At 73.0% G+C, this 12,154-nt stretch carries 7 protein-coding genes; 3 read left to right on the forward strand and 4 right to left on the reverse strand.

Annotated features, from left to right (window positions below; translation table 11 throughout):
- Nucleotides 1-73: 73 nt before the first annotated feature.
- On the reverse strand, nucleotides 74-1,375 hold the full coding sequence (locus tag ACDF64_RS06150) for an ABC transporter substrate-binding protein (RefSeq protein ID WP_394554129.1): 1,302 nt from the start codon (nucleotides 1,373-1,375) through the stop codon (nucleotides 74-76).
- Nucleotides 1,376-1,663: 288 nt separating this feature from the next.
- On the opposite strand from ACDF64_RS06150, the gene ACDF64_RS06155 reads away from it, so the two are divergent.
- The 3 genes from ACDF64_RS06155 (at nucleotide 1,664) to ACDF64_RS06165 (ending at nucleotide 5,529) form a co-directional block, all read left to right on the forward strand.
- Complete coding sequence (locus ACDF64_RS06155) at nucleotides 1,664-2,473, forward strand: M15 family metallopeptidase (RefSeq protein ID WP_394554130.1); 810 nt, start codon at nucleotides 1,664-1,666, stop codon at nucleotides 2,471-2,473.
- Nucleotides 2,474-2,511: 38 nt separating this feature from the next.
- Entirely contained in the window at nucleotides 2,512-3,843 is a 1,332-nt protein-coding gene (locus ACDF64_RS06160; protein WP_394554131.1) for an MFS transporter, read from the forward strand.
- 159 nt (nucleotides 3,844-4,002) lie between these two features.
- The gene (locus ACDF64_RS06165) at nucleotides 4,003-5,529 is read left to right on the forward strand and encodes an amidase domain-containing protein (RefSeq protein WP_394554133.1); all 1,527 of its coding nucleotides are present in this window, start codon (nucleotides 4,003-4,005) and stop codon (nucleotides 5,527-5,529) included.
- 49 nt (nucleotides 5,530-5,578) lie between these two features.
- On the opposite strand, the gene treZ is transcribed toward ACDF64_RS06165, so the two are convergent.
- The 3 genes from treZ to glgX form a co-directional block, all read right to left on the reverse strand.
- Nucleotides 5,579-7,372, reverse strand: a complete 1,794-nt coding sequence (gene treZ, locus ACDF64_RS06170) for a malto-oligosyltrehalose trehalohydrolase (protein ID WP_394554134.1) — start codon at nucleotides 7,370-7,372, stop codon at nucleotides 5,579-5,581.
- Nucleotides 7,369-9,762, reverse strand: a complete 2,394-nt coding sequence (gene treY / locus ACDF64_RS06175) for a malto-oligosyltrehalose synthase (RefSeq protein WP_394554136.1) — start codon at nucleotides 9,760-9,762, stop codon at nucleotides 7,369-7,371. Before treY ends, treZ begins: the two co-directional genes overlap by 4 nt.
- 129 nt (nucleotides 9,763-9,891) lie before the next feature.
- Nucleotides 9,892-12,093, reverse strand: coding sequence for a glycogen debranching protein GlgX (gene glgX / locus ACDF64_RS06180; RefSeq protein WP_394554137.1), 2,202 nt, complete (start codon nucleotides 12,091-12,093; stop codon nucleotides 9,892-9,894).
- Nucleotides 12,094-12,154 lie beyond the last annotated feature (61 nt).

The following is a 12,154-nucleotide window of genomic DNA, read 5'->3' on the forward strand; positions in this document are numbered from 1 at the left end:
CCTCGGAGCGGGTCGTACGTGTGGCGTGGTGGGGCGGTGCCGGATCGGCACCGCCCCACCACTCAGGGGGTCATCAGCCGACGAGCTCGTGGAGCAGCTCGATGGCCTGGTCCCAGGCCGCGGCGGTGTCGATCTCGCCCCGGTCGAGCGCCTGGAGCGGCGGGCCGAAGACGTTCTCCTGGATCACCGAGTCGTCCGGACCCTTGAACTGGGCCACGACACCCTGGGCGCGCGACGCGAGGATCGCACCGACGGGGGCGTTGTTGAAGAACTCGTTGGTCGAGTCGCTCGAGGCGAGCTCCTCCTGCGCGTCGACGGTCGACGGGAAGCTGCCCGCGGCCTCGAACTGCTTGATCTGCTGCTCGGGCTGGGTCAGCCAGTCGGCGAGCTTGGCAGCCTCTTCCTTGTGCTTGCTGGTCTCGGGGACCGAGAGGAAGGCGCCGCCCCAGTTGCCGGCACCGCCGGGGAACACGTCGGCGAAGTCCCAGCCGGTGCTGGCGTCGCCGCCGCCGGCCTCGGTCTGACCCTGCACGACGCCGAGCATCCAGCCCGGGCAGACGAAGGTCGCGAAGGTGCCGTCGACGAACGACTTGCCGCCATTCCAGTCCCACTGCGCCTGCTGCGCGGAGAGGCCGTCCTCGACTGCGGCGCCGAGGACCTCGAAGTTCGCCTTCAGCTCGGCGTTGTCCTCGACGTTCAGCTCGCCGTCGGCCGTGTAGTAGCCCTCGGGGAGCTGGTTCACGATCGAGTTCCAGATGAAGCCGGGCTGGTCGAACCAGGCCTTGCCCGTGGCGGCCTTGTACTGGCGGCCCAGGTCGAAGAAGTGAGCCCAGTCGCCCTCGACGAGGGTCTTGACCGACTCGCGGTCGCTCGGCAGGCCCGCGGCCTCGAACGCCGGGCCGTTGTAGCAGAGGCCGGTCGGGCCGATGTCGGTGCCGTAGCCGATCACGCGGCCGTCGGCGTCGGTGGCCTGCTGGTACTTCCAGTCCACCCAGTCGGAGCTGCGGTCCTCGATGCCGTAGTCCTTGAGGTCGACGAACTGGTCGGAGACCTCCATGATGGCGCCGAGCCAGCCCTCCTCGGTGGCGACGATGTCGCTGAGGCCCGAGCCGGCCGCGATCTTGGTGAACGCATCGGTGCGGGCGTTGCCGCCGGTGTCGATGTTGGTCGCCTCGATCTTGATGCCCGGGTTGGCGGCCTCGTACTCCTTGTACAGGTCGTCGTAGCCGAACGTGCCGAACGTGGTGATGGTCAGCGTGATGGGCTCATCGCCGTTCGATTCGCCACCGCCGGTTGCGCAACCGGTGGCGAGGAGGGCGATGGATGCCGCGCCGGCAACGGCCGCGGCGACCCGGGTGCGTCGTGAATGCTTCACGGTCACTCCTTTGTGTGCGTGGGGTTGAGGGGTGCATGATGACGCCGTGGAGCGCGCTCGAATCGCTGCGTGAGAGCGCTCTCACGTTGTCGAGGGGAGACTTTACGCACAGCCCGTGCGGGATGTCAAGAGAGCGCTCTCACGAAATTCGGAATCGGCGCGGAACGGGCGCGAAACGGCCGCGAAACAGCCGGCCGAGCGGCAGTGAATCGGCCGGCGAACAGCCCGGGGACGGCTCGGGAGCCCGCGCCGGAGACCGCGCGAGGCGCCCGCGACTACACTCGTCAGGTGCCCGATTCCACCGATTCCGACGTGCGCAGCGAGGCCGTTCAGCGACGACGGATGACCGTCGCGCTCGTGCTGTCGGCCGCACTGCTCGGCGTCGCCGCGGTGGTCATCGGCGCGGTGACCGGCGGCGACGCCGAAGCCGGTTCGAGCACGCCGACGGATGGCGCGACCACGCCCTCCGCCACCGGGACGGCCACGCCGCGCGCGGCGCCCGCGGCTCCGCCGGCGCCGGCCGCGGTCGACACGTTCGACCGGAACGCGCACTCGCTCGACGATCCGGCGAGCATCTGGGTGGTCGTGAACCGCGACCGCGCGCTGAACCCGATCGACTACGTCCCCGACGACCTCGTGGACGTCCCCGTCGCCCACACCTGGGACCCGCAGCTCCGGCAGGAGGCATCCGCCGCCCTGGTCTCGATGTTCGAGGCGGCGGCGAACGAGGCCGGCCTGTACCTCGCCTCGAACAGCGCGTACCGCAGCTACGACACGCAGGTCGGGCTCTACGGCGACGGGAGCGACCCGACGACCGCCCCGCCCGGGCACAGCGAGCACCAGACCGGGCTCGGGATCGACATCGGGACCGAAGGCGGCTGCACCTTCGAGTGCATGGAGGACAGCCCGGAGGGCCAGTGGCTGCGCGACAACGCGTACCGCTTCGGGTTCCTGCTCCGGTACCCGGCCGACAAGGTCGACGTGACCGGATACCCGCACGAGGCCTGGCACTACCGGTACATCGGCGCCGAGCTCGCGACGCGTATGCGCGAAACGGGATATACGACGCTCGAGGAGTTCTTCGAGCTGACCGGCTGATGTCGAAGGCGGCGGGTACGGCACGCGAGACGGGGCGGATGCCTCGCCGCGGGCTCTCGCTCGCGGTGCTCATCGTCAACCAGCTGCTGGCCGGCTTGGGTGTCGCGAGCGGCATCGCCGTGGCCGCGATCCTGATGGAACGACTGACCGGGACCGCGTTCCTCGCGGGACTCGCCCAGACCTGCGCCGTGCTCGGCGCCGGGATCGCCGCGATCCCGCTCGCGCGCCTGGCCGTCGCGCGGGGGCGGCACGTCGCGCTCGCGATCGGGTACGCGTCCGCCGCGATCGGTGCGGGCCTGGTCCTGGGCGCCGCTGCCACCGGTCTCGTGCCGCTCGCCTTCCTCGGGCTCGCCGCGTTCGGTGCGGGGACGGCGGCCGGCCTCCAGGCGCGGTTCGCCGCGACCGAGATCGCCGCGCCCGGCTTCGAGGCCCGCGCGATGTCGCTCGTGCTGTGGGCCACGACGATCGGCTCGGTCGCGGGGCCGAACCTCTCCGAGGCCGGCGACGCCGCCGGGCAGGCGCTCGGGTTGCCGCCGGTCGCGGGCGCATTCCTGTTCTCGGGCGCGGCGTTCGCGTGCTCGACGCTGCTGGTCGCGACCCTGCTGCGCCTGCCGCGCGCGGGGACGCTCGCGGTCGATCGTATGCCCCAGACGGAATCCACTCCGGACGCGGCATCCTCGGCGACGCCGCCGGAGGGCGCGGAGCCCACCGACGGCGGCGCGTCGGCGTCGGCGTCGACCGGGACCGGCGCCGGAGGCGAGCGGATCGGAGCGTGGCGAGCCCTCCGGATCGCGAGCCGGAACCCCCGGGCGCTGCTCGCCCTGGTCGCGATCGTGTGCTCGCACTGCGTGATGGTCGGCGTCATGGTGATGACGCCAGTGCACATGCACGAGCACGGGCTGTCGCTCGGCCTCGTCGGGCTCGTGGTGAGCATCCACATCCTCGGCATGTACGGGGCGAGTCCGATCATGGGCTGGCTCGCCGACCGTCGCGGTGCGGTCGCCGTGATCGCCGGAGGCGGGGTCATCCTCTTCGTCGCGACCGCGATCGGCGTGCTCGCGCCCGCCGACGACCTCCTGCTCATCCCGCTGGCGCTCGGGCTGCTGGGCCTCGGGTGGTCCGCGGGACTCATCGGGGGATCGGCGCTGCTCACCGAATCCGTCGACGAAGAGCTCCGCGTACCCCTCCAGGGGGCATCGGACGCGTCGATGAACTTCGCCGCGGCGTTCGCGGCGGCCGTGTCGGGCGTGCTGCTCGGCATCGGCGGATTCGCGGCGGTGAACGTCGCCGCGATGCTCGTGCTCATCCCGCTCGCGATCGCGTGGGCGCGCGTGGTCGCAGGCTCCGATCGGCACGCGGCCGCCGCCTGACCGAGGCCTTGCGTGCGCCGGGTCGGCACGGCTTCCGCCTGTGCACCGTCGTGATCGCGCTCTCACGGCTCTCCCAGCGTTCGGGAGGGAACCTCACAAAATGGGGTGATGGGGTTGGCGAGTCCCCCCAAACGCCGACACCCTGGATTCCCCCGCATCGTGCCGTTCGAACTGAACACCCCTGCCCGCCATCGCTCGACCTTCCGCCCGCCCGTGCCCGAACCGGGCGGGACGACGTCGACCGATGGCGATGAGGGCGCACGCCCGGCGTCGGCGAAGCCGCGGCGGCGAGGGCGGCTGCGCCGGCTGAGCTCGGCGGGTCCGGCGAACGTCGGCCCGCAGGGCGGCGCCGGCGCGGCCGAGCCGCGCGAGGGCTCCACGCCCGCCCCGATCGCGGGCGACGAGGGCGCGCCGGCCGTCGAGGCGTCGTACCTCGACGCAGCGCCGCCCGCCCGGCGCCGGTCGACGCTCGTCATGGTGTCCCACGCGACCGAGCCAGTCGACCCGCAGGTCCCGGAGGACGCCTCGGCGGCCACGGGCGCGCCCGCGACCGCAGCACCCCGAGCGAGCCAGGTGCCCCGAGCGAGCCCGGCACCCCGAGGGGGCGCCGGCTCGCCGACGGACGACCCGATCCGCCCGGCCGGGCCCGCCGACGCCGCGCGCCACCGCGCCGAACCGCGGGGCAACCGCCGCAACCCGCGCGGCACGGTCCGCCGGATCACGGCGATCACGGGCATCACGGCGATGTTCGGCGTCAGCGCGCTGGGCGCGGTCGCCGCGGAATCCGATCCGGACTCCGTCGTCGAGCGCACCCTCGCCGACGCCGCGGCGAACGACTCGCTGCGCGGGGCATCCGCCGGCGACGCGAGCGCGGCGCCCGAGACCCGCCGCGACCCCGTCGTCACGAGCGGACTCTCGACCACCCAGGCGCCGTTCACCGGCGGCACGCAGGTCACCGTCCAGGGTGAGCACCTCGACCAGGTGGCCTCCGTCGTCGTCGGGGGCGTCGCCGCGTCGATCGTCTCGGTCGCGCCCGACACGCTGACGTTCGCCGTCCCGGCCGCGGCCCCCGAGGCGCGCGGGCCGGTCGACGTCGCCTTCGCGGATGCCGCCGGCGACCCCGTCGAGGTGGGCCTGCCGTCGTCGTCGAGCCCCGCGAGCATTCCCGGCCTCGACGCGCCCGACGTGAGCGTCGGCCTCCGGCTCGAGTACACGAGCGACCCGCGCATCGACGCGCAGGTCAACTATCTGCTCGCCTACTGGCAGGCCTACAACGGCCAGTTCGCCGCGATCTCGGGCTCCGACTGCGCGAACTTCGCGAGCCAGTCGCTGCTCCAGCGCGGGTGGGCGATGGATGCCGCGTGGTGGTACGACTTCGGTACGGGCCAGAGCTCGCCCGCCTGGAAGAGCTCGACCGCGATGCGCGACTGGCTGAACTCGCGGCCCGACCTCGCGACGCCGCTCGAGGACTCGCAGCGCGACCAGGTCAAGGTCGGCGACGTCGCCCAGTTCGACTGGGACGGCTCGGGCGACCGCGACCACACCGCCGTCGTCACCCGGGTCGACCACACCGCCGCGGGCACGAAGGTCTGGGTCGCCGGCCACACCAAGGACGCCGACTACTGGGACGTCGACCAGGCCCTCGCCACCGGCGGCGGGTCGGTGCACTACTTCTCGCTGCGCTGAGCGCCCTGCTTCCGGTGGTCGAGTAGCCCCCGAGCGCGCTGCTCGGGCCCTAGCCGCCCACCCGGCCCACGACGATCGCACCCGACCTCGGCGGCAGCACCAGCGACCCGCCGCCCCGGACACCGTCGTCGGTCGCGAGCCGCACCTCGCCGCCGACCGGGAGCTCGACGGGCGTGCTCCCGAGGTTCACGGCGACCGCCACCGGCGCCGGCCCCGAAGCCGCGCCCTCGGACCCGCGCCGCAGCACGAGCCATCCCGCGTCGTCGTCGAACTCGACCGCAATGCTCCGGAAGCTCGCATCCGTGAGCGCCGGCAGCTCGCGCCGGAGCGCGATGAGTCGGCCGTACCACTCGAGGGTGCGGGCGTGCAGCCCCTGCGGGTCGGCCGCGCCGCCCGGGCCGTCGTCGACCTCCCGCCAGTCGAGCTTCGAGCGACGGAACGTCTCGGGATCCTGCGGGTCGGGCACGATCGCGGGGTCCCATCCCATGCGCGCGAACTCGGCGATCCGGCCGGTCGCGGTGGCCGCACCGAGCTCTGGCTCGGGGTGCGACGTGAAGAACTGCCACGGCGTCGACGCGGCCCACTCCTCGCCCATGAACAACATGGGCGTGCCGGGCGAGGTGAGCGCGAGGAGCGCCGCGAGCCGGATGCCGGCCTCGTCGAGCGTCGCCGCGAGCCGGTCGCCCGTCGCCCGGTTGCCGATCTGGTCGTGGTCCTGCGCGAACGTCACGAGGCGCCAGGGCGGGGTCCGGTCGAGGTCGATCGGTCGGCCGTGCGTGCGCCCGCGGAAGCTCGAGAACGTGCCCGCGTGGAAGAACCCGCGTTCGAGCACGGTCGCGAGCGACGCCATCCCGGCGAAGTCGGCGTAGTAGCCCGTGGTCTCCCCGGTCAGGTTGACGTGCAGCGCGTGGTGGAAGTCGTCGCTCCACTGCGCGGTCAGGCCGAGCCCGTGCTCGTCGCGGGGGCGGATCATCCTCGGGTCGTTGAGGTCGCTCTCGGCGATGAGCGTCAACGGGCGGCCGAGCGCCGCTGACGTGGCATCCGTCTCGCTCGCGAGCTCCTCGAGCAGGTGCGTCGCGCGGTGGTCGACGAGGGCGTGCACCGCGTCGAGGCGCAGCCCGTCGACGTGGAGGTCGAGGAACCACATGCGGGCGTCGTCGAGGATGAACCGCCGGACCTCGTCCGAGTCGGGTCCGTCGAGGTTCACGGAGGCGCCCCACGTGTTCGCGTGCGCGTCGTGCAGGTAGGGGCCGAAGCGCGGCAGGTAGTTGCCGCTCGGCCCGAGGTGGTTGTAGACGACGTCCTGGATGACGCCGAGCCCGCGTTCGTGGCACGCGTCGACGAACCGCTGGTACGCCGCCGGTCCGCCGTACGACTCCTGCACGGCGAACCAGCCGACGCCGTCGTAGCCCCAGTTCCACTCGCCGTTGAAGGCGTTCACCGGCAGGAGTTCGACGAAGTCGATGCCGAGGCGTGCGAGGTGGTCGAGCCGTGCGATCGCGGAGTCGAGCGTGCCCTCGGGCGTGAACGTGCCGACGTGCAGCTCGTACACGACCGCGCCGGCGAGCGGGCGGCCCGCCCACGTCTCGTCGCGCCACCGGTGGGCTCCGGGATCGAAGACCGCGCTCAGCGCGTGCACGCCGTCGGGCTGGCGCCGCGACCGCGGGTCGGGCAGCGCGGGCTCCCCGCCGTCGAGCACGAACCCGTAGCGCTCGCCGGGCGCGAGGTCGACGTCGCTGCGCCACCAGCCGTGGGCGTCCACGACCATGGGGGAGTCGTCGCCGTGCGCGGGGGCGCGCAGCGAGACCGAGGTCGCGCGGGGCGCCCAGACCGCGGGCCTCACGCGCCGGCCCCCTCGTCGTCGGCCACCGGCCCGAGGAGCGCGACCGGATACCGGTCGAGGAGGGTCGCGAGCGGGAGCTCCGAGCCCTCGAACCGCCGCCCGGTGAGCACGTCGACGGTCGGCCCCGGATGCCGCAGCAGGACCGTGTCGCCCCACGGGTCCGGCCCGCGCGCGGCGAGCCCGGCCGGCAGCCGCGTCGCGATCGCGACCGCGCCGCCCCGGTCGAACGCGATCGCGTGGTCGGATGCCTCGCCGACGAGATCGAACGGCGTGTACCGCGTGAACAGGTCCGGCCGGTCGCGGCGCAGGCGGAGGGCGCGCGAGGTCACGAGCAGCTTCGCGGCGCCCGAGGCATCCACGGGCGGCAGCCAGCCCTCGTCGATCCGCGCGAGGAGCCGGCGTCGCTCGTCGAAGTCGACCGCGCGCCGGTTGTCGGGGTCGACGAGGCTCGTCTCCCAGAGCTCCGAGCCCTGGTAGACGTCGGGCACGCCCGGGCCCGCGAGTTGCACGAGCTTCGCGCCGAGCGAGTTCGACCAACCGGGCCTCGCGATGCCGTCGACGAACGCGGTCACGAGCGCGGCGACGCGTGCGTCGTCGAAGGCGGCATCGACGAGGTCGTGCATGCGGCGCTCGAACGGGGCATCCGGCTCGGCCCACGAGGTGTCGTCGCCCGCCTCGCGAGCCGCCTTCTCGGCGTACGCGTGCAGTCGCTCGCGCGACGCGGGCCACGACCCGACGATCGCCTGCCAGAGCAGCGCGTCGAGCGGCCGGCTCCCGGTGCTCGCGATCGGCCGGACCGCGTCGAGGAACCCCGCCCACCGGCCGGGCACCTCGCTCAGGACGCTGAGCCTCGCGCGCACGTCCTCGCCGCGCTTGGTGTCGTGGGTCGAGAGCGTGGTCATGGTGTGCGGCCACGCGGACTGCCGCCGCGCCGCGCGCTCGTGGAACACCGCGGGCGCGATCGCGAACTCCGACGGGTCGGCGCCCACCTCGGTCAGCGTGCCGAGGCGGGTGTACCGGTAGAACGCGGTGTCCTCGACCCCCTTGGCCATGACCATGCCGCTCGTCTGCTGGAACCGCCGGGCGATCGGCGCGTCCGGGTCGCGCAGCAGCGGGACGATCGCGTCGAACGCGGCGGCGAGGTCGGGCCTGCGGGAGCGAGCGGATGCCTCGGCGCGGGCCAGGTGCTCCGCGCCGAGCATCCGGTGCGCCGCGCGCACCGCGTAGGAGCGGTAGACGGGGAAGTCCGCGAGGAGTTCGGCGATCGCGTCGTCCGCGTCGTCCACCGCGCGGGGGAGCAGCCGCACCAGCCGCAGCACCTCGCTGCGGAGGATCCCGTCGGCGATGCCGCGCTTGGTGCCGTGGATGAGCTCGCCCCAGTCGGCCGGGGGCTCGTCCGAGCCGACCGCGACGCCGTCGGGCAGGGCCGTGCGCGTGAGGGCGGCCTCGCCTGCGGGGTCCACGAACACGCGATCGACGTCGCCGAGCGCGTCGTAGCCCGTCGTGCCGTCGGTCTCCCACCCCGCCGGCAGGTGCTCGCCGGGCTCGAGGATCTTCTCGACGAGCACGTACGCGCCGCCGGTCGCCTCGGCGAGCCGGGCGAGGTACCCGCCGGGGTCCGCGAGCCCGTCCGGGTGGTCGACCCGGAGCCCGTCGGCGAGGTCCTCGCGGATCCAGCGCAGGATCTCGGCGTGGCTCTCGTCGAACACCCACGGCACCTCGACCCGGATCGCCGCGAGCGTCGACACCGCGAAGAACCGCCGGTAGTCGAGCTCGTCGTCGGCGCGGTGCCAGTCCATGAGCTCGTAGTGCTGGGCCGCGTGCACGGTCAGCACGCCATCGGATGCCCCGCCCCGCGCCGCCTCGAGCAGCGAGGCATCCGTCTCGGGCGCGACGGGGAACCGGTGCTCGAAGTACCGCAGCTCGTCGTCGACCACCCGCAGGTCGCCGGCGGCCGCCGCCTCCTCGACCGTGCCGCCGAGCACCGGCAGCCGCACGCGCCCGTTCCCGAACGCCCAGTCGACGTCGAACGCCTCGGCGTACCGCGAGGCCCGGCCGTGCGCCAGCAGGTCCCACCACCAGGCGTTCTGCGAGGCATCCGAGACGCCCATGTGGTTGGGCACGATGTCGACCAGCACGCCCATCCCGGCGGCCCGTGCCGCGGCGCGCGCCCGGGCGAGCGCCTCGGGCCCGCCGCGCGCGGGGTCGACCCGCGAGTGGTCGACGACGTCGTAGCCGTGGTCGCTGCCCGTGGTCGCGACCAGCAGCGGCGACAGGTAGAGCCAGTCGGCGCCGAGGTCGTGCAGGTACCCGGTCACGCGCGCGACCTCGTCCAGGTCGAACGATGCGCGCACCTGCAGTCGGTACGTCGATCGTGGCCGCTTCCCCATGCGTTCCCCTTCGCATCCGTTGATCGAGTCGCCCGGCCGGTGGCCGGCTCGTCCGGCCGGCCTCGCCCGGCCCCGCCGTCGGCGGTCGGCCGCGGCAGTCGCCGGGCCGTTCCGCGAGCGGCGCCCGCGTCAGCCGCCGCTCGGCGAGGCCGGCGTCCGGCCCGCCTGCTGCGACCGCACCGACAGCGACGCCGCGACCGAGTGGTCGTGCTCGACGTCGGGCTTCTGGTGCGCGCGCAGCACGAGCATCGAGTGACCGGGCATCGTGAACACCGTCCCGCGCCGGCGCGGCTGGTCGAACACGGCCATGCCGGCCGTGTCGACGACGACCTCCCACCGCTGCTTCGTGCGCCGCGGGATCGTGAAGTCGGTCGGCTCGGGTGCGCCGTTGAAGAACACCAGGAAGTCGACGTCGTGGATCGGCTCGCCGCGCGCATCGCGCTGCCGGATCCCCTCGCCGTTCAGGTAGATGCCGACGGCCCGGCCCAGCGGGGCATCCCAATCGGCAGGTCCCATCTCGGTCCCGTCGGGGCGCAGCCACACGATGTCGGGAGCCCTGCCCTCGGGGCCGTCGTCGCCCTCGACCGGGCGCCCGTCGAAGAACCGGCTGCGCCGGAAGGTCGGATGGTCCTTCCGGAGCCGCGCGATCGCCGCCGTGAACTCGATGAGTGGCTCGTCGGCGCGGTCCCAGTGGATCCAGGTGAGCTCCGAGTCCTGCGCGTAGGCGTTGTTGTTGCCCTGCTGCGTGCGCCCGAGCTCGTCGCCGTGCAGCAGCATCGGCACGCCCTGCGACAGCAGGAGCGTCGCGATGACGTTGCGCTGCTGCCGGGCTCGCAGCGCGAGCACGCCGGGGTCGTCGGTCTCGCCCTCGGCCCCCGAGTTCCACGACCGGTTGTTCGACTCCCCGTCGCGGTTGCCCTCGCCGTTGGCGTCGTTGCGCTTCTCGTTGTACGACACGAGGTCGCGCAGCGTGAAGCCGTCGTGGGCGGTGACGAAGTTGATGGATGCCACGGGCCGACGACCGTCGGTCTCGTAGAGGTCGGCCGACCCGGTGATGCGCGACGCGAACTCGCCGAGCGTCGACGGCTCGCCGCGCCAGAAGTCGCGGACCGTGTCGCGGTACTTCCCGTTCCACTCGGTCCACTGCGGCGGGAAGTTGCCGACCTGGTAGCCGCCGGGGCCGACGTCCCACGGCTCGGCGATGAGCTTCACCTGCGAGACGACCGGGTCCTGCTGCACGAGGTCGAAGAAGCTCGACAGCCGGTCGACGTCGTAGAACTCCCGCGCGAGCGTCGCGGCGAGGTCGAACCGGAAGCCGTCGACGTGCATCTCGAGCACCCAGTAGCGCAGGCTGTCCATGATCAGCTGGAGTGCGTGCGGATGCCGGACGTTGAAGGAGTTCCCGGTGCCCGTGTAGTCGGTGTAGTACCGCGGGTCCTTCGCCTCGAGCTTGTAGTAGGCGGCGTTGTCGATGCCGCGGAACCCGATGGTCGGCCCCAGGTGGTTGCCCTCGGCGGTGTGGTTGTAGACCACGTCGAGGATCACCTCGATCCCGGCGTCGTGGAGCGCGCGGACCATGCCCTTGAACTCCTGCGCCTGCTGGCCGAGCACGCCCGTCGACGAGTACTCGTCGTGCGGGGCGAGGAATCCGATCGTGTTGTAGCCCCAGTAGTTGCGCAGGCCCTTGTCGATGAGCGTCGCGTCGTGCACGAACTGGTGCACGGGCATGAGCTCGATCGCCGTCGCCCCGATCCGTTGCAGGTGGTCGATCACGGCCGGGTGCGCGACGCCAGCGAACGTGCCGCGCTGGTGCTCCGGGACGTCCGGATGCAGCGCGGTCAGTCCCTTCACGTGCGCCTCGTAGATGAGCGTCTGCGAGTACGGCGTGTTCGGATGCCGGTCGCCCGCCCAGTCGAAGAACGGGTTGATGACGACCGCGTGCGCGACGTGCGGCGCCGAGTCGTCGTCGTTGCGCGAGTCGGGATCGCCGAACTCGTACCCGTAGAGCGCCGGGTTCCAGTCGAACCCGCCCGCGATCGCCTTCGCGTACGGGTCCAGGAGCACCTTGTTCGGGTTCGCGCGGAGCCCCCTCGCCGGGTCGTTCGCGCCGTGGACCCGGTACCCGTACCGCTGCCCGGGCTGCACGTCGGGCAGGTAGGCGTGCCACACGAACGCGTCGACGTCCTGGAGCTCGACGCGGGTCTCGGTGCCGTTCTCGTCGAACAGGCAGAGCTCGACGCGGTCGGCGGCCTCGCTGAAGATCGCGAAGTTCGTGCCGCTGCCGTCGAACGTCGCGCCGAGCGGGTACGGGGTTCCTGGCCAGGCGTTCATGGTGTTCCTCTCACGGGGGCGGGAGGTGCATCCTCGCACCCGGGGTCCACGGTCGGGCGGT

It is taken from the genome of Agromyces sp. MMS24-JH15, assembly GCF_043518605.1.
Classification (GTDB): Bacteria; Actinomycetota; Actinomycetes; order Actinomycetales; family Microbacteriaceae; genus Agromyces.